This is a genomic window from Nostoc sp. UIC 10890 (genome assembly GCF_054786515.1).
Window position 1 is genome coordinate 3291762 of sequence record NZ_JBSGKF010000001.1, and the last position, 19504, is coordinate 3311265.

Below are 19504 nucleotides of genomic sequence, written 5' to 3' on the forward strand. Positions count from 1 at the left end.
ACAACATGAATACTTTATTGTTCCCCGTAATCCTTGCTGGTGGTAAAGGTGAACGTTTTTGGCCCCTGAGTCGCAAAGACAGACCCAAGCAATTTTTAAGTCTAGATGGTAGCTCTAGAAGTTTATTACAAGCAACCGCCGATCGCTTGTTAGAACTCGCGGGCGGTTGGGATTCCTTGTGGGTCGTAACTTCGAGTCAGATAGCTGAAGGGGTAAGACAACAATTACCTGATTTACCAGTTGAAAACTTATTGATCGAGTCCGAAGGAAGAGACACTGCCGCAGCCGTTGCTTGGACAAGTTTAGAAATCAAACAGCGCTATGGAGAAGACGCTGTGATTGGCTTTTTCCCTGCTGACCACTGGATTGCTGACGAAAAAGCGTTTGCACACACATTAAGCGCGGCTACGCAACTGGCAGCAAGCACAGCAGCGATTGTTACACTGGGGATCAAGCCTACTTTTCCATCAACCGGTTACGGCTACATTGAACAAGGTGAAAAAATAGGTAGCTTTAATGAGTTGCCAGCTTATCACGTGAACCGCTTTACTGAAAAGCCCGACCGGGAAACGGCAGAGACTTTTTTATCTACGGGGCGCTTTAGCTGGAATAGTGGAATGTTCGTTTTTCGGGCAGGGGTTGTTCTCAAGGAACTACATACCCATGCTCCAGAAATTATCGAACCTTTAGAACAACATGGTCCTGATATCTATCCCCAGTTGCCTAAGAAGAGTATAGACTATGCGCTAATGGAAAAGACAACTCTAGCATACGTTTTGCCAGTTGATTTTGGTTGGGATGATTTAGGAGATTGGAATGCGATCGAACGCTTACTGAAGAAAGAGGAGACTCCCAATGTGGAACTTGCTACCCATGTAGGGCTGGACACCCAAGGAGCAATTATTTATGCCTCAAATCCAGAGGATGTAGTTGTTACTATTGGTTTAGAAGATGTGGTGATTGTGCGCGATCGCAATGTCACTCTCGTTGTTAAAAAAGACCGTACCCAGGAAATTAAGCAGATCCTCAAAATTCTTCAAAGCGATTCCCGATTTACTGACCTGCTGTAAAAATTAAAACCCTTGGCAGAGGCGAAAAAGTCTATTTTCCTATTATAACTTGACTGTCTGTTATTTTATCTGACAGTTATGGACATTATTAGCTTTCAGCCTCTTGCCAAAACAATGGCCATAGATTCTATTACTGCCTATCAAAAATATATTTCTCCGTCCAAAGGATTTAGTTGTTCCCATCGCTTATTACACGGTGGGGATTCCTGCTCTAATTACGTCAAACGGATGCTGAGTGAACAGAAGCTCCACGAAGCCGTACAATCATCCATAAAAAGATTCAAAGACTGTGCCGCAGCTAGCAAAACTTTAACAAGTACCAAAGCTAGAGCCGACTTCCGTTGTATTGTCATCCCCTGCTGTTTACCTCTTTAACTCCTCTGCATCTTTGCAGTTCTTTACAAAAATGTTCCTGACCCAAACTGTTCCCCGTCAACGAGAAATTCTTGAAGTATTCCTTCGCAATGGCTGGGACTATATGCGAAGGTTGCTTACTGGTGGCAAAGCTGATGAACCACAGCTACCGACACCTGCGGTTTTAAAAAATATTCTGGTAGACTTGGGCCCAGTTTACGTCAAACTTGGTCAGCTACTTTCTACCCGTCCAGATTTATTAAGTGCAGCCTACATTGAGGAACTATCAACCTTACAAGACGAAGTACCGCCAGTTCCCTGGCCAGAGATCGAAATAATCCTCCGTAAAGAATTAAAACGTCCTCTAGCAGAAACCTTCAGTACAGTTAACCCGATCCCCGTAGCGGCGGGATCAATTGCCCAAACACATCGCGCGACATTAGCAGACGGTCGAGAAGTCGCTCTGAAAGTGCAACGTCCGGGAATTGATATTACTATTGCCCAAGATATTGCTTTAATTCAAGGTATTGCTGATTTAGTGGCGCGGACTGAGTTTGGGCAAACCTATGAAATCAAATCTACCGCCGAAGAATTCACTAAAGCTCTAGAAGCAGAGTTAGATTTTACAAGGGAAGCGGGTTTTACAGACCAACTGCGGCGCAACTTATCTAAAAGTCGTTGGTTTGATCCCACGCAAATAGTGGTTGCGGAAATTAACTGGGAATTGACCACAGAGAAATTACTGGTGATGGAATGGCTGGATGGGGTGCCGTTCCTCTCGGCGGATTTGAACAACAACAATAATGGTAAAGATCCTGCTGTAGAGCGTAAAGAAATAACTACTTTGTTATTTCGGGTATTTTTTCAGCAACTATATATTGATGGCTTTTTTCACGCTGATCCCCATCCAGGGAACTTGTTTTATCTCAAAGATGGTCGTGTTGCCTTGTTAGACTGTGGCATGGTGGGAAGACTTGATCCCCGTACACAGCAGATATTAACAGAGATGTTGTTAGCGATCGTTGATTTAGATGCTCAAAGGTGCGCTCAATTAACTTTGCAGCTATCAGATTCCGCTCAACCAGTAATTTTGTCGCGGTTAGAAAATGATTACGATCGCATGTTGCGAAAGTATCATAATGTCAGCCTCACGCAAATAAACTTCAGTAAGATCATTTATGAAGTTTTACAAGTTGCCCGCAACAATAAAATTAAGTTGCCTAGTAATATGGGTTTGTATGCCAAAACCATAGCGAATTTAGAGGGTGTAGCGCGGACATTCAACCCGGATCTGAATTTTTTTGATGAAGTCAAACCATTAATTACAGACTTGTTTCGACGCCAGTTAATAGGGGATAATCCAGTGCGATCGCTCCTCAGAACAGCCTTGGATATTAAAAGTCTCTCTCTTCAATCTCCCCGTCAAATAGAACTGTTATTAGACCGAGTTACCTCAGAAACCTTACAGTGGAATCTATCGCTGCGGGGATTAGATGGTGTGCGGCGCACTATGGATGATGCCGCTAACAGACTATCTTTTAGTATATTAGTGGGTTCGCTGATTATGGGTGCGGCAATAATTTCTACCAGAGCGCAGACAACTCAGCTATCTTTTTTAAGCACCATCCTGTTTGCAGTCGCAAGTTTATTGGGTTTGTGGTTAATTATCAGTACATTGCGATCGGGACGTTTACGGTAAAACAATTTTAAATTTTGGACTTTGAATTGAAGGAAAAATCTAAAATCTAAAAGTAAAAGGGACTGGGGACTGGGGATTAGGGATTGGGGATTGGGTTATCAAACGAAAAATGATGTTCGGGGCTTTAACCCCTCCCAAATTTTAGAATGTTTTCCCAGTCCCCAGTCCTTACCATCGAAGTTCTGAGTCGCGGAAGCTGCTACTCAGACTTCTCGGTGTGTACATCTATGGTTCTAATATAAAAAATATGTCAATTATCATCGCGGAAAATCTAAGTAAATCTTATCCAGTAGCAGTTAAAAGTCCGGGTATTAAAGGTACAATCACCCACTTTTTTCGCCGCACTTACCGCTCAATTAAAGCAGTTCAGGATGTTTCCTTTGAAATTGCCCCTGGTGAAATAGTGGGGTTTTTAGGCCCAAATGGTGCTGGTAAAACCACCACACTCAAAATGCTCACAGGGCTGATTCACCCCTCTAGCGGTACAGTCAGAGTAGCTGGACAAGTTCCGTTTCAGCGTAAAGAAGCATTTTTGCAAAAGATTACCTTGGTAATGGGGCAAAAGCAGCAGTTAATTTGGGATTTACCAGCACTTGATTCTTTGAAAATTAATGCCGCTGTATACAACATCTCTGATAAAGAGTTCCAGCGACGGGTAGGAGAATTAACAGAGATGCTTTCCCTAGAAGGTAAACTTACCCAACCAGTGCGGAAGCTATCCTTGGGTGAGCGGATGAAGGCAGAATTGTTGGCAGCACTTTTGCATCATCCCCACGTATTGTTCCTAGATGAACCGACGCTGGGATTAGATGTAAATGCTCAAGCTGCGGTACGCGAGTTCTTACGCGAATACAATCAGCGTTATCAAGCTACAGTGCTGTTAACCAGTCATTACATGGCTGACATCACAGCTTTGTGTCAACGGGTGCTGTTGATTCACCAGGGAAGACTGATGTATGACGGTAGCTTAGACGGATTGCTAGAACGTTTTGCTCCTTACCGAGAAGTGTATATAGAGTTAGCCCAACCTCTACCAATAGAAAAACTTATGACCTATGGTGACGTGAAACTCTTAGAAGGGCGAGCAGTGCGTTTTATGGTGTCACGAGAGGCGCTCACCCGCACCGTATCTCAGATTTTAGCGGATTTGGAGGTAATTGATTTAACAGTTACCGAACCGCCTGTAGAAGAAGTAATTGGACGAGTTTTTCAGGCAGGTGTTGTGGATTAGAGACGCGATTAATCGCGTCTCTACAAGACTGGGGAATTCTGAGTCGGTAGGTAATTTTTGTAGCGGGAAGTGAATAAATGAAGCGGATAATCAGAAAAGCCTTAACTTTGCTGTCAGTATACTACGCCTATATGGTTGAGTATCGGGCAGAACTAATCTTATGGGTTTTAGCTGGGTCTTTGCCAATTATCCTCATGGGTGTCTGGATACAAGCCGCACAAGGAGGACAGTTTGGGCTATCACCTGTGGATTTTGCTCGTTACTTTATCACGGTTTTCGTTGTCAGACAACTTACAGTTGCTTGGGTAATTTGGGACTTTGAAAAAGAAGTCGTGGAAGGCACGCTTTCGCCCAAGTTGCTACAACCACTCGACCCAGTATGGCATCATATTGCGGCGCATATTTCTGAAAGATTTGCCCGCCTAATGTTTACTTTTTTATTAGTGGGATTATTTTTCATTCTCTATCCCCAAGCTTTTTGGATACCAAGTTTGGATAGGTTTTTACTCTTTACATTGGCTGCGGGGCTAGCTTTTGCTTTGCGGTTTTTGATTCAGTACACTTTTGCTATGTTTGCCTTTTGGACAGAACGAGCTAGCGCTTTAGAAAATTTCTGGTTTTTATTTTATTTATTTTTATCTGGTTTGATAGCACCTTTAGAAGTCTTTCCTGAACCTGTACGAAAAATAGTTATGTTTACGCCTTTTCCCTATTTGATTGATTTTCCCGCAAGTCTTTTGGTAGGGCTACCCGTGAATTTAGGGCAGGGATTTTGGTCAATGGTGGGTTGGATATTAGTATTTTTGGGTGTGAATCGCTTGCTTTGGCGTGCGGGTTTGAAGCGGTATTCTGGGATGGGAGCATGAACAATTTATCCAAACAGAATTTAGGAGTCAGGAGTCAGAATGAATTATGAATTATGTACGACTGGTGGATAACGTAGTGGTGGGTGGGAATCCTCCACTCATTATTCTGAATTCTGACTCCTGAATTCTGACTCCTGAATTCTTCTTCAAATTAATTGCCGTAATTCATCCAGAATATTCACGCTCTTAATTCCCTGCTGAATTACTTTTAATCTATCTAAATCTGAAATTTGAGAGATTTCTGGCATCAGTTGCAATCCCTCAACGCCAAATTTTATTTCCAAAGCGAGTTCAATACCTGACAGTATCTCTTCTTGCCGTCCTTCTCGCCGTCCTCGTTCTTCCCCACGTTTTTCCCCTTCTCTCAAAATTTGCTGATACCAGGGAGATTCGCGTAACACTGCCATATCCCACCTCATGATTTGCTGAACTATAGCGCTGTCTAATACGAAGGTAGCAAAAAAAGCCATAACGGTTTCTAACTGGCTCAATTGTTCATCGGCGCGAAGAATTTGCAATGCCCTTTGCACGGTCGATTGTTCTGCACCTCCCTTGAGAATTGGGACAAAGGGAAGCAAGGAGGGAACAGGTTGAGTAAAAGCGATGTCCACATCGACTTCCCAAAGGTTTATAACACGGTAGTCTTGACGCGCACGTAAACCTGCAAATTGTGATTCATAGCTGGTGGGGATTTCAACATCACTTTCTTTGAGGATGTTAACCAGTACTGGATAGGTGGGCAAATTGTACTTTCACCTATGCACTGATGTACTTTGTTATAGATTTTATAAATTACTTGGTATCGTCTTAAATTTCTGTGCCGACCCCAAAGAATAATCTTCTAATTTAAAATCAGCAAAAGGCTTTTTTTCTAACCTATTCCGTAGAGCTTCATCAAGAATTACACCTGCTGATTCTCTTTTAACACCAATGATGATAATACTTCTCTGATATGTAGTTAAATCCTGATTTTTTTGGCAATCGCTTCGCTGAAATTGACCCAAATTCAATAAGCGATAACCTTTGATACTTGGTACATTAATAAATAACTTTTTAGCTAAAAGTTGTATTTGCTTGGAACGTTCTAAAGCCACACGTTCTTGAACTGCTGTATCACCCTTGCAAGAAGCTGTACCCACGGAGATGATTTCACTGGAATCTTCCATTACCTTCTCTATAGTTTCTTGTTGTAAATTCAGATTTAAAAGGTCAACACTAATAATTTCATCATTATATTTAACTTGAAAACTACTACCCGCAAGCCATTTATATTCTAGTGATAAAATAGCTATATTAAACTCGGCTATCCTTCCCTGACTATCTCTACCTTCTTTATAGTCAAAATAATCAATATTACCTTTTTTTTCGGGATATTGTCTGTGATTTGACACTCCAGAAAAATCTGATCTTCGTGTTGCTAAAGCCAGGATACTAAGCAATCCTAACGCCACTAGTAATAGTCCAAAAAATGCCAATAATGGTACTTTTTCCGGTTGTTTATTATGTACAGTTAGTAAATTATTATCAACAGTCCGAGGTAAATCTTCAATTTGAGAAAAATTTAGTATATTAATATCTATAGGAATAGCTTCTGTTAGTTTAGTTTCAATTTCTTCTAGGCAATGTAAAATCTCCTGGACGTTGGTAGGACGTTTTTCTATATCAGTTGCTATTAGCCAATCAATTAAATTCAAAAGTAAGGGTGAAATATCGATTGCATGATTTTGCCAGTGCAATAAATTGTGTTGGACATCATACATATCCAAAGGATGGTATCCTGTCAGCAAAAATACAAATGTGCGCCCCAAAGCAAAGAAATCTGATTGCGGTACTGCTTGACCATTCATTTGTTCTGGGGCGCTGTAGCCAGATGACATAAGTGCTGTCATCTTTTCGCTGTTGTTGAGTTGGTCTTGGTAGGTTTTAGTAATTTCGCTGGCGGTGCCAAAATCAATTAGTACTAGATTCCTGCAACCCTTATCAAGGGGGGATCTAATCATGATGTTAGATGGCTTAATATCTCGATGTAGATACTGTTTGCCATGCACTACATCCAAAATTTCTAGCAATTGTCTTAACCAATCTATGGCTTGTTCTTGGGATATGGGGCAATTCTGCTGCTTTAGCCACTGTTCTAAGTTGTAGCCATCGATTTTTTCCATTGCTATGCAATGCAACACTAAACCATTTCGGGTTTGATACTGGAAGTAACTATTTTCTTTGGGAATGCCGGGATGCTTGAGTTGTCCCAACACGGTTACTTCTTGCTGAAATAGTTCTACTGCTTTGGCGTCGCTTGATAGATCCTCTTTGAGGATCTTGAGGATTTTGGGAGTATCTTGTTCGTATGCCTCATAAACTTTACTAAACCCTGTTTTTTCATTTAACAGGCACGTCACCCGATAACGCCCTAGCAGTTCTAGATGGGAACCACAACTTTGACAAAAGCGGTTTTGATGATTATTCGGGTGATTTGGTTGAGGGCAAACGGGATTGATACAAAGGCTCATGACTGACTAGCTGGGAGTGGGGAATGGGAAATGGGGAATGGGGGGAATGGGGGAATAATCAATGTTCCATGCCCAATCTCCCTAGACATTGCTCCTATTAATTCTTCTGTTGCCGTATGATAATCCCGTCTAAATAATCATGAGATTTTCTATCTGTGTTCTGCCAAGAAAGCCGCCACTGTTTGGTTAAATGCCTCTGGTTGTGTCAAAAATGGCCAATGATTGCCGGGAACTTGACAGATGCGTAAGTTTTTAAGATGGGTTTTGTAGGGTTGAATTTGCCAATTTTGGCGGTTCAGTCCTTGTTTTGGCTGGATGAATAGGGCAGGGGTGTCAAGGGGAGTTGTAAAACCGGGCACTTGCATTACTGCCTCAAAAATCCCGTCGCGGGCGGCTATGGTAAATTTGCTGCCCCAACTACCATCGGGTTTTTGTTCTATTCCTGCTTGGAAGACTTGCTGCTGTAAGGAACTCCATCCTTGATATTGCTTTAACTGCTGTGCTTGTTGTTCGGCTTCTTCGTAGCTGGCAAAGGGGCCCATGCTTTTGAGAAAAGGCAAGAAGCGATACAACGTTGGAAAAGTCACCCTGAGAAGACTGGGCATTTTCCAGATGAAAATCGGATCGACCAGAATTATACTCTGCAACCGCTTTGGGTTTTGTCTTGCCCAGATGGCGGCTAATTTTCCTGTCCACGAGTGACTGACAATATGGGCAAAAGTCCACCCCAGATGATCCATGAGTGCTTCAAGGTCTGCGATCGCACTCTCAAAGCTATAATCTATCTCTGGCTTACTACTTTGGCCATGTCCGCGCATATCTGGTGCAACTATGTGATAGTCTGCTGCCAAATAATCTCCTAAACTAGACCACACCAGAGCATGGTCGCCTAAACCATGTAATAACAGTAAAGGTTCTTTACCTTGGTTCCACTCCAAATAAGAAAGTTGGATATCAGGCTTTGATAAAGTTTGACGCACAGGCATCATTGCACATCCAGATGTAGATAGTTTTGCGTTTATATGGTACTGCGAAGGAGTGGGGAGTAGGGATTGGGGACTGAGGACTGGGAGACAAAAATAACTAATACCCAAATGCCCAATGCCCAATGCCCAATGCCCCATTCCCCATTCCCCATTCCCCATTCCCCAATCAATTGTTACCAATTACCACTTTATGACTCTGAGGATTGTACCAATTGACACGAAACAATGAGGCTAATGAATGCCAAGATCAAAAATAAAGGATGCCCCAAGGATATTGAAAGTACTATGCCAGAATTACACCAATCAATTGCCCAGCATTATCACGAACGGACTAAATACAATCCTGAGACTCTTGCCTCCAAAAGTCAAAGGTTAGACTGGGCTAAACAGCCAGTGCCCTTTAAAGAGTACAAAATTGGCTCTACTTTTGATCTCAAACCCTATATCCAAGAAAAAGCAGAAGCGTTTGCTAATAACCCAGATGCTCAATGGTGGCAAAGACTCTCAAGGCTGTTGTTTCGTAGCTATGGATTGACGGCGAAAATGCCTTCTATGGGAAGTGCTGTGTATTTACGCGCTGCTCCCAGTGCTGGCGGATTATACCCTGCTGAGGTGTATGTGGTTTCCCGTGGTACGTCGTTATTACCGCCTGGTCTATATAACTACCAGTGTCGAACTCATTCTCTCATGCATTATTGGGAAAGTGATGTTTGGCAAAGTCTCCAAGGAGCTTGTTTCTGGCATCCTTCTTTAGAAAATACCCAACTGGCAATTATTGTCACTGCGGTTTTCTATCGTTCTGCGTGGCGCTATGAAGATCGGGCTTATCGGCGGATTTTTCTGGATACGGGACACTTGTTGGGCAATATCGAGTTAGCTGCTGCGATTACTGACTATCGCCCCCATTTAATCGGCGGCTTTGTGGATGAATCAGTTAACGATCTGCTTTATGTTGATCCCCAACAAGAAGGTGCGATCGCTATCTTACCTCTGGCAGATTTATTAGATGTCAATCAAAATTTACCATTGGGATGCACTGCCTTACCTTCCGCCACCGAAACTAGTTATCCCCAAATCCCCGATGGCGAACTGCTGACATATTTCCATCGTCACACCCAAATCCAATCAGGTATAACTGGCAATCTCAATCTACCAGTTATCAAACAAGAAAAATCTTTGGAGGATAAATATAACTTTCCTTTCTGTTTGAAAATTCCCACCACCACTGCACCTATAGACTGGGGACAAAAGCTGTCAGAACTGGAAACCACTATGTACAAGCGACGCTCTACCCGCGCCTACAATGGTGATGATTTAAGCTTCGATGAATTGAAAAGTTTACTCGATTTCACTTACCAACCACAAAATTACATCGATCAAAGTTTAGATATTTCTCCAGACTATTTTGATCTGAATTTAATAGAAACATTCATTGCCGTTTGCGGAGTTAAAGGATTGGAGGCGGGTTGTTACTATTACGCACCCAAAGCCCAAGAATTACGCCAAATTCGGTTTAAAAACTTTCGGCGAGAGTTACATTTTCTCTGTTTGGGGCAAGAATTGGGGCGGGATGCAGCAGCGGTGTTATTTCATACAGCGGATTTGAAAGCTGCGATCGCACAATATGGCGATCGCGTTTACCGTTATTTACACATGGATGCGGGTCATTTAGGACAGCGCTTGAATTTAGCCGCAATGCATCTGAATGTAGGTGTCAGTGGTATCGGTGGATTTTTTGATGACCAAGTAAATGAAGTTTTGGGTATCCCTACTGATGAAGCTGTTTTATATATCACTACATTAGGACGCCCAAGATAAAATATAGCGCAGACCACCGCAAATAATGCCAAGTCCACAAAGATTCTTATCTACGAGAAGCTACGCGTATCTTGCCGTAGGGGTAAGTAGTCGGACACAATTAAATTCATTGGTGGAGATAGGGAACAGGTTACAGGAAAAAACTTGTGTAATTAATTCTGTCTGATTACTTATGCGGTTCATTTCCTAACCTAAACTTTTGGCAGTAAATCTATTCTGTAAAAAATTTTACCTTATAGAATGATTGTACGGTGGTACAATCGTTACTTCAGTGTTGCCGTAAATTGTCAACTTTTGGGGTTCGATGTGGTTTAATTTCGGGAAATACTTCTTGAAGCTTTGCTGTAGTAAACTATCGTAAATTTAGCTCAGGAGTTGGGAATGGAGTTATCAATCTCCGTATATTTTCGTATTATTACTTATTTTATAACTTCTTAGTATTACCAAGTGAACTTCCTTGCTAAATTTATTTATTGATGAGGTTGCAAAAACTGCCTATAGTTTGATAAAAATACTGATGGTGCATATTATTTTTTGAAAACCAACCTTAAGCAACCCCAAGTACCCATTCAAAGGGAGGAAATCATTCCTACAAAAAATAAATATCTTAACAATCTTATAGAGTAAAAACATTGATTAACTTCAGCATAGACTTTAGCTAATTTAATTTGGCATTACAAACGTTAAGAAAAACACAATTTTCATTCCGCAGATTTTAATTATTTTGTTTAAATCTGATATTTAATAAAACTTTTTTCACATAACCACTAATGCTATTTCCTGAAAATGAAAGCCAACGTCTACAAGTACTTAATGAATATCAAATTTTAGATACGCCACCAGAAGAAGTTTTTGATGAACTAGCTCAACTAGCTGCTAACTTTTGTGAAACAGCAATTGCCCTGATTAGCTTAGTTGATGCAGAACGAGAATGGTTCAAGTCAAAAATTGGAGTAACTATATCAGAAGTTCCTCGCAGCATTTCTTTTGGTAGCTATACTATCTTGCAAAGTGAAATATTAATCATCCCGGATGCTTTGCAAGATGAACGGTTTGCTACAAATCCCCTGGTAACATCAAATAATTATTTTCGCTTCTATGCGGGAATTCCCCTCATTAGCTCAAGTGGCTTTGCATTAGGTAGTCTTTGTGTAATTGATTTTGCACCGCGAAACTTGAGTGTTAAAGAGCAAGTAGCCTTACAACAGTTAGCTCGACAAGTAATCAGGTATTTAGAATTACATCGGAAAAAACTTATTGATGATAGTCAAAGGAGTTTTAATCTTCTTTTTTCTAAAAATCCCAATCCAATGTGGATATATAACCAGAATAATCTACAATTTTTAGATGTAAATGAAGCTGCTGTTGTCCACTACGGCTACTCACAAAAAGAGTTCTTGCAAATGCGAATAACTGACATTTGCCCTCCAGAAGATACGCCTATCTTCCTGGAATATTTAGAACAAAATTCCTCTCACTTACACTTTACTGGACAATGGCGACATCGGCGAAAAGATGGACAGATTATTGATGTTGAAATTGTCACACATTTAATAGACTATGCTTGTCACCAAGCTCGTTTGGCTAATATCCAAGACATTACACAACATAAACAAATAGAAAAAACTCTTCAGGAAAGTGAAGCTAGATTTCAAGTTGTTTCTGAAGCTATTCCTGTTCCATTAATTATCTCTCGTGCATCTGATGGTTTGATTTTATACGCTAATCCAGAGTTGCTTCAAACATTTAGGTTCTCTACAGAGTATTTGGTCAATCACAAAAATTTATTAGATTTATATCATAATCTGGCAGATTTAGAAGTGCTATTAAAACTTCTTAATCAACATGGTTTTATTCATAATTATGAACTTCAATTAAAAAGAGCAGATGGAACTTATTTTTGGGCGATCGCTTCACTACAATATTTAAATTTTAACAATGAATCAGCGATTTTAACAGTATTTAATGATATTAATGACCGGAAAAATGCTGAGACAAAACTCCAAGAGCAAAATGAGTTTTTACGGAGAATTTTTGAGAATATACCGTTAATGATTGCCCTCATTGCTCCCAATGGTAAACTTCAGTGGGTGAACCAAGAATGGGAAAATATTCTCGGTTGGAAACTTCAAGATTGCCAAACTCATGATGTCTTGGAAGCGTTATATCCTAATTCTGAATATCGACAGTATGTAATAAGTTTTGTTCAGTCTGCACAACGCAATTGGAGTGACTTTAGAACTCAGGTGCGCGATGGTCGTTTATTGGATACTTCTTGGACTAATATTAAACTTTCAAATGGTCAAATTATTGGTATTGGACAAGATATCACAGAACGTAAGCAAACTGAACTAGCTCTAAAAGCTCAAGCCGAGCGGGAGCAATTAATGCGGACTGTTGCTCAACGGATTCGTCAATCTTTGAATCTCCAAGATATTCTGAATGCAACAGTTAAAGAAGTGCGAGATTTACTTGGGGTTGATCGAGTAGTAGTTTATCAGTTTGACTCAGAGATGATCGGCACAATTGTGGCGGAATCGGTGGAACCTGGATGGACAGTTTCTTTGGGTGTAGAGATTCATGATACGTGTTTTCAAACAGGTGCAGGAGTGGAGTATTATCAGGGACGCAAACGAGCGATCGCTAATATTTACGAAGCTGGACTCACTGATTGCCATGTTCGCCTGTTAGAACAGTTTGAAGTCAAAGCAAATTTAGTTGTACCCATATTGCTAGAAGTAGGCTCTCAAAGCTCCGGCTCTCACCTTTGGGGGTTATTGGTTGCTCACCAATGCTCTAGTTTCCGCCATTGGGAAGAAAATCAATTAGATTTACTCGATCAACTTACAGTCCAATTAGCGATCGCAATTCAACAATCCAGCATCTTTGAGCAAGCTCAAACTGAACTTGTTCAAAGACAAAAAGCTCAAGTGAAATTAAAAAATGCCTTGGCTGAAAAAGAAGTTCTCTTAAAGGAAGTTCATCATCGAGTTAAAAATAATTTGCAAATTGTCTCCAGCTTATTACAACTTCAGTCTCAAACACTCAAAGATCCGGAAGTCATCAAAGTTCTTCGAGAAAGTCAAAATCGAATTGAGTCAATATCTCTAATTCATAAAAATTTGTATACTTCCGCTAATATTGGGCAAATTAATGTTGCTGACTACATCCATAATTTAGCAGCAAGCTTACTAATTTCCTATCAAATATGGCCTGGTAGAATCGGTTTAGAAACTGATATAGATTCAGTGAGTTTGAATGTTGACCAAGCTATTGCCTGTGGATTGGTTATTAATGAATTAATCTCCAATGCCCTCAAGCACGCTTTTCCCAACCAACAAGCAGGCACAATCAGCATTGCTCTACGCAATATCGGTAATAGCATCGAGATGACCATCCGAGACAATGGGATTGGTTTACCAGATAATTTAGATTGGAAAAATACTGATTCTTTGGGTCTGTCGTTAGTATATGACTTGGTTATAGAACAACTCGAAGGCGACATTACTCTAGAACGAAATCATGGAACAGGATTCAAAATTCAATTCACGCAGTTAACTTTGCATCAATAAATATCAAATGGGTCAAGCTAGGATTTTAGTCGTTGAAGATGAAGTGATTGTGGCTAGAACTATTGCTAGCCAACTCACTCAATTAGGATACATTGTTACGGGTACAGCTTCATCTGGAAAAGTTGCCATTGCCAAAGCATCGGAAACTCAGCCAGAACTAGTATTAATGGATATTATTCTTAAAGGTGAGATGGACGGTATTGCTACCGCTAGTCAGATCCGTGAGCAGTTAGACGTTCCTGTAATTTTTTTAACTGCTTATGGTGATGACCATACTTTAGAACGAGCCAAACTTACCCAACCTTTCGGATACATTGTTAAACCATTTACTACAAAAGATTTAAGAATAGCGATCGAGATCGGTCTTTTAAAACACCAGTTAGAACGTGACCTGCGAGAGAATCGAGATCAGTTAGCAACCCTTTTAAATTCGATGAGTGATGCTGTCATCGCTACCAATGAGCAGGGAGCAGTGACATTCATGAATCCCGCAGCTGAAGCGCTGACTGGCTGGCAGCAAGAAGATGCTTTAGGAAATGAGGCGACGAAAATTTTTCATATTGTCGATGAAGTTACAGAGACTACATTAGAAAACCCTGTGACAAAAGTGCTACGGGAGCAACAAGTTGTTTATTTAGGGGAATTCACATCTCTGATTACAAAAAACGGAAAAAGAATTCCAATTGGTGATAGTGCTTCACCACTAAAACGAGGATCTGACCAGATAAATGGTGTAGTAGTTGTTTTCTGGGATCTTAGCGAACGACGCCAAACAAAATTGCTAGAGCAAGCATTAGAGAAGGAGCAAGAACTTAACCGTCTCAAATCACTATTTATCTCTACCGTATCTCATGAGTTTCGTAATCCACTAACTGTTATTCAAACGGCAGTAGAACTCATCGAAATGCAAGGAGCAAATTTGACAGATGCAAAAAGAGGCGTTTATTTAAAGCGAATTCAAAGTGCTGTGCAATCTTTAGAAAAACTTATGGAAGAAGTGCTATTTATGGGTCGAGCGGAAGCAGAAAAACTCATATATAACCCAACTCCACTTAACTTACAGCAATTCTGTCGAGAGTTAGTCGAAGATTTTTCTATTGTTGAAAGTAGCGTGTGTGAAATTATTTTTACCTGTCATAGCGAGAACACGTCTGCTGTAATGGATGAAGGACTCTTACATTACATGTTGATAAATCTACTTTCAAACGCGGTTAAATATTCTCCCAGAGGAGGCAACATTCAGTTTGATTTAATATGCGACCCGATTGAGAAAGTAGCAATTTTTTATATTCAAGATCAAGGTATGGGTATTCCCGAAGCAGACCAAACTCGACTTTTTGAATCATTCTACCGAGCCTCAAATGTCCAATCAATTCAGGGTACTGGATTGGGGTTAGTAATCGTTAAAAGGTGCGTTGATGCTCATAGGGGTAAAATCAGTGTCACAAGTCAAGTTGGAGTCGGTACTAAATTTACAGTAATTTTGCCCTTAAATTCCGAATTATCCTTGACTGAAGCTATTTAAAGAAGGAACGGAAAGTAATAGAAAAGAGGAATTAGACCCCACCTAAAACAGTCCGTGCTTAGTTACATATTTATCTTACTCCCGGAGAGAAAACTCTTAATATGAAAAACTATTCCCTATTCCCTATTCCCTGTTCCCTTTGGTAATGACGCCATTTTTCTTTTTGACGCGCTCGTTTCTCTTCGGTGAGGCTATCAAAACAATAGGGACAAGAGATACCTTGCTCATACTTTGGAGACACCTTATCTTCTTCAGAAATCGGACGCCCACAACAGAAGCACCGCTCACAACTCCCTTCTTCTAATCCATGACTAACAGTTATCCGCTCGTCAAAGACAAAACATTCTCCTTGCCATAAACTTTGTTGTGCTGGAACTTCCTCCAAATACTTGAGAATGCCGCCTTTGAGATGATAGACTTCTGCAAAACCTTGGGCAAGCATGAAGGATGAGGCTTTTTCACAGCGAATGCCGCCTGTACAAAACAGAGCAACCTTTTTGTGTTTAGTTGGGTCGAGATGGTGACGCACATAATCGGGAAATTCTCGGAATGAGGCAGTTTGGGGATTTTCTGCGCCTTGGAAAGTACCGATATTCACCTCATAATCATTGCGGGTATCAATCACGGTTACTTCTGGATTAGAAATTAGATCATTCCATTCCTGGGGCCTAACATAAATACCAACTTGCTCATTTGGGTCAATTTCCGGCAACCCCAAAGTGACAATTTCTGGCTTCAACCGCACCTTCATCCGCTCAAAGGGCGGGGTTTCGGTATAGGACTCTTTAGATTCTAGGTCTGCTAAACGAGGGTCAGAACGCAAAAACCAGAGAACTGAGTCAACGGACTGACGCGAACCTGCAATTGTACCGTTAATGCCCTCTTGTGCCAGCAAAATAGTCCCCTTGACACCTTGGGCTTGGCAGTAAGACAGCAGAGGATCTCGTTTCTCGGCAAAATCTAGCAGCTTGACAAATTTATACAGTGCTGCAACAACTTGGATATTTTCTGGCTTCATCCCTTTGATAATGGAACAATATAAGTTACAATAACAACGGCAATCAAAGTTACCTACTATTTTAATTTTACGGGGGTTTAGCTCAGTTGGTAGAGCGCCTGCTTTGCAAGCAGGATGTCAGCGGTTCGAGTCCGCTAACCTCCATTAAAGATGTTTATTGAAATGTGCGATGACTTGGTTGGGCTACGCCTACGCATATACAAGCGACTTCCAAGTAATAAAATATTCCAATATTTATTGTAGGATGGGCGTCTCACCTGTCCTGTGAACTCAGCGGGCTTTTCCGCCTAGCCCACAAGTAGTTAGTAGTAATTTATTTGTTGAAGTTTCCCTAGTTGACTTGTTGGGAAAAGTGGAAAGATAGGGCGATTAAGTACTGCTACAATAAGCGTCTTAGTTAGCATCATCCATAACCAGTTATTGAACCTCACACGACTTGAAGTCGCGTGATTCTTGCTTCAACGATCTCTGCCTGAATCGCACTAGGTCTTACAAGTTCTCCACAAGCGTTTTTAAAGTCTCCGGCGCACCGACGGCGACTTCTAAACAAGTACCTAAAAAACTCTAAGTATGTTTAACCTCTGTACCTTAAAGATTTTACCCACTAGAGGAGCGATAAAAATATCTATTTCCTAAGTAGAACCCCATATCTTTAGTTGCCGTGGTTCAGATTTAGCTTGGTTTTCGCTATATGTTAATTTTAACAGAATATGGAACGCCTAACTCATGACTTGAAGTCACGAGTGTGCGGCTTGCAGGAATCAAATTTGGATTTATCTATACTTAGGGGGTTGTTTGAAAAAGCGTCCATTGGGATTAGTCGCAATTGTTCTCTACAAATCATTTGCCGCTTTGCTGCTTATGATTACTTCGATCGCTTTATTATTGACATTAAAAAATTATCAAACTCTAGAGGCTTTTTCAGAAAATTATGTTTTAGAAGGTAAATCGATGATTATTGATTGGCTTTTAAAGAAAGTTATTAACTTAAATCCCCGAACCTTGGCATTTAGCGGTATTGGAACAGGAATATATGCTATTGTTACCACTATTGAAGCCATTGGTTTATGGTACGAAAAACGTTGGGCCCATGTCTTGGTATTGGGACTTGTCGGTATCAGTATTCCACCAGAAATTTATGAATTAATTCAGGGTATCTCTCCTATAAAAATGTTTGTTTTTGTGTTGAACTTAGCTGTGTTTGGCTATTTATTCCGAAATTTTCCTAAACATCAAACTACTGCGCGGAGTCATTAGTTATTAGTCATTAGTCCAAGAGAAACACGCCCACTCTTTTAAGAAGCTCCAGGTTTACACAAAACTAAGACCCCACGTTGTACAATCGCTAAAAATACAATCTGGAGAGCGACTTGCCTAGATCGATTCACTCTACTCAACCACCACTGAAATTTATTCCCCAACGATTGAACCCGCTGGTACTCCAGATTGTTCGGTGGTTATTGCCGATCGCACTACGGTTTCGCACTCGCCCTTGGCTACCAGCTGGAATTGTCAAGATTGAAGCCACGAATGTTGAGGTATTAGCTGAACTTTATCAACAATTCCAGGCTGGAAAAATTCGCTTTTTGTTGGCATTTCGCCACCCAGAGGTGGAAGATCCCCTCTGTATGCTGTATTTGCTTTCTCGCATTGTGCCACAAGTCGCTCGTCAGGAAGGTATTACACTACAATCCCTGGTTCACAGCTATTTTCTTTATGATCGGGGGATGACGGTTTGGGCTGGAAAATGGCTAGGTTGGTTGTTCTCTCGGCTGGGAGGTGTGCCGGTTCATCGCGGTAGGCGACTAGATAGGCAAGCTATCCAAACTGCACGAGAGTTGTTTGCTAACGGCGAATTACCGATCGCAGTGGCTCCCGAAGGCGGTACTAATGGTCATAGTGGTATTGTTAGCCCACTGGAACCAGGTGTTGCTCAAATGGGGTTCTGGTGTGTAGAAGACTTGCAAAAAGCTAATCGGACTGAGACTGTGATCATTTTGCCGATCGCTATCCAATATCGTTACGCCGAGCCACCTTGGTCTAAACTGGATTGGTTGTTGAGTAAGTTGGAAGCTGATAGTGGCTTACCAGTAAAGGAAATTGATTCGGGTAATCACGAAGAGATTTACTATCAACGCCTCTGTAGGTTAGCTGAATATCTGATTACCGAGATGGAGGAGTTTTATCGTCGTTTCTATCATCAAGACATCCCAAAAACCACCTCAATTGATGAATCTGCTACTCCCAATCAGGTATTAATTGCCCGACTGCATCGCTTACTAGATAAGGCATTACAAGTTACCGAGCAATATTTTGGAGTTCAGGCGCAGGGTAATTTTATTGACCGCTGTCGCCGCTTGGAAGAAGCTGGCTGGAATTACATTTATCGGGAAGATTTGCCAGATATTAATGCTTTAGTACCCTTTAAACGCGGTTTAGCAGACTGGATTGCAGAGGAAGCAGACTTGCGAATGCGGCACATGCGGATAGTGGAAAGTTTTGTTGCAGTCACAGCTACCTATATTCAGGAACAACCGACGACGGAACGGTTTGCGGAAACAGCTTTGCTTATATTCGATATGCTTTCCCGAATTCAAGATACAACGCTTCCGGGACGACCTCGGTTAGGTTTGCGAGAGGCACAAATCACCGTGGGGGAGCCAATTTTAGTTACGGAACGCTTTCGCGATTGTCAGGGCGATCGCCTCGCGTCTAGACAAGCTGTGAGCGATTTGACAAAAGATTTACAGGTTGCTTTGGAGAAGATGATTGTGGGAAAAGGTTAAGGGTTAAGGGGTAAAGGATGTATTTAAAACCTTTCCCCTTTCCCCTTTCCCCTTTAACCGAACCCTATT

Annotated in this window: 13 protein-coding genes, 1 tRNA gene and 1 pseudogene; 11 read left to right on the forward strand and 4 right to left on the reverse strand. The window is 41.1% G+C overall.

Annotated features, from left to right (window positions below):
• The first annotated feature begins 5 nt into the window (after nt 1-5).
• The 5 genes from ACWATR_RS13320 (at nt 6) to ACWATR_RS13340 (ending at nt 5220) form a co-directional block, all read left to right on the forward strand.
• Entirely contained in the window at nt 6-1070 is a 1065-nt protein-coding gene (locus ACWATR_RS13320) for a mannose-1-phosphate guanylyltransferase (protein ID WP_460332897.1), read from the forward strand.
• 78 nt (nt 1071-1148) lie between these two features.
• Nucleotides 1149-1445, forward strand: a complete 297-nt coding sequence (gene yidD, locus ACWATR_RS13325) for a membrane protein insertion efficiency factor YidD (protein WP_460332900.1) — start codon at nt 1149-1151, stop codon at nt 1443-1445.
• A 31-nt stretch (nt 1446-1476) separates the two neighbouring features.
• Nucleotides 1477-3123: an ABC1 kinase family protein gene (locus ACWATR_RS13330; protein WP_460332903.1), complete on the forward strand. Its 1647-nt coding sequence runs from the start codon at nt 1477-1479 to the stop codon at nt 3121-3123.
• Nucleotides 3124-3370: 247 nt separating this feature from the next.
• A complete protein-coding gene (locus ACWATR_RS13335; protein WP_460332906.1) occupies nt 3371-4354 on the forward strand; it encodes an ABC transporter ATP-binding protein in 984 nt (327 codons plus the stop codon).
• Nucleotides 4355-4431: 77 nt separating this feature from the next.
• Nucleotides 4432-5220 (forward strand): ABC transporter permease, encoded by a 789-nt coding sequence (locus ACWATR_RS13340; protein WP_460332909.1) that lies wholly within the window; start codon nt 4432-4434, stop codon nt 5218-5220.
• A 146-nt stretch (nt 5221-5366) separates the two neighbouring features.
• On the opposite strand, the pseudogene ACWATR_RS13345 reads toward ACWATR_RS13340, so the two are convergent.
• The 3 genes and pseudogenes from ACWATR_RS13345 to ACWATR_RS13355 form a co-directional block, all read right to left on the reverse strand.
• Nucleotides 5367-5972: pseudogene (locus tag ACWATR_RS13345) on the reverse strand (RpnC/YadD family protein); the annotation flags it as partial.
• A 33-nt stretch (nt 5973-6005) separates the two neighbouring features.
• A complete protein-coding gene (locus tag ACWATR_RS13350; protein WP_460332912.1) occupies nt 6006-7730 on the reverse strand; it encodes a protein kinase domain-containing protein in 1725 nt (574 codons plus the stop codon).
• A 149-nt stretch (nt 7731-7879) separates the two neighbouring features.
• On the reverse strand, nt 7880-8719 hold the full coding sequence (locus ACWATR_RS13355) for an alpha/beta fold hydrolase (RefSeq protein WP_460340392.1): 840 nt from the start codon (nt 8717-8719) through the stop codon (nt 7880-7882).
• 282 nt (nt 8720-9001) lie between these two features.
• Here ACWATR_RS13355 and ACWATR_RS13360 point away from each other — a divergent pair, with 282 nt between their 5' ends.
• From ACWATR_RS13360 to ACWATR_RS13370, 3 genes are all read left to right on the forward strand, one after another.
• On the forward strand, nt 9002-10534 hold the full coding sequence (locus tag ACWATR_RS13360) for a SagB/ThcOx family dehydrogenase (RefSeq protein ID WP_460340395.1): 1533 nt from the start codon (nt 9002-9004) through the stop codon (nt 10532-10534).
• A gap of 770 nt (nt 10535-11304) precedes the next feature.
• A complete protein-coding gene (locus ACWATR_RS13365) occupies nt 11305-14106 on the forward strand; it encodes a PAS domain S-box protein (protein WP_460332915.1) in 2802 nt (933 codons plus the stop codon).
• Nucleotides 14107-14113: 7 nt separating this feature from the next.
• A complete protein-coding gene (locus tag ACWATR_RS13370) occupies nt 14114-15631 on the forward strand; it encodes a hybrid sensor histidine kinase/response regulator (RefSeq protein ID WP_460332918.1) in 1518 nt (505 codons plus the stop codon).
• A 109-nt stretch (nt 15632-15740) separates the two neighbouring features.
• Here the strand turns inward: ACWATR_RS13370 and trhO are convergent, their stop codons facing one another.
• Complete coding sequence (gene trhO / locus ACWATR_RS13375) at nt 15741-16649, reverse strand: oxygen-dependent tRNA uridine(34) hydroxylase TrhO (protein ID WP_460332921.1); 909 nt, start codon at nt 16647-16649, stop codon at nt 15741-15743.
• Between the two features lie 71 nt (nt 16650-16720).
• Between trhO and ACWATR_RS13380 the strand changes: the two genes are divergently transcribed.
• The 3 genes from ACWATR_RS13380 (at nt 16721) to ACWATR_RS13390 (ending at nt 19435) form a co-directional block, all read left to right on the forward strand.
• A tRNA-Ala gene (locus ACWATR_RS13380) sits at nt 16721-16793 on the forward strand.
• Nucleotides 16794-17444: 651 nt separating this feature from the next.
• On the forward strand, nt 17445-17906 hold the full coding sequence (locus ACWATR_RS13385) for a DUF2127 domain-containing protein (RefSeq protein ID WP_460332924.1): 462 nt from the start codon (nt 17445-17447) through the stop codon (nt 17904-17906).
• Between the two features lie 113 nt (nt 17907-18019).
• On the forward strand, nt 18020-19435 hold the full coding sequence (locus ACWATR_RS13390; protein WP_460332927.1) for a lysophospholipid acyltransferase family protein: 1416 nt from the start codon (nt 18020-18022) through the stop codon (nt 19433-19435).
• The last annotated feature ends 69 nt before the right edge of the window (nt 19436-19504 follow it).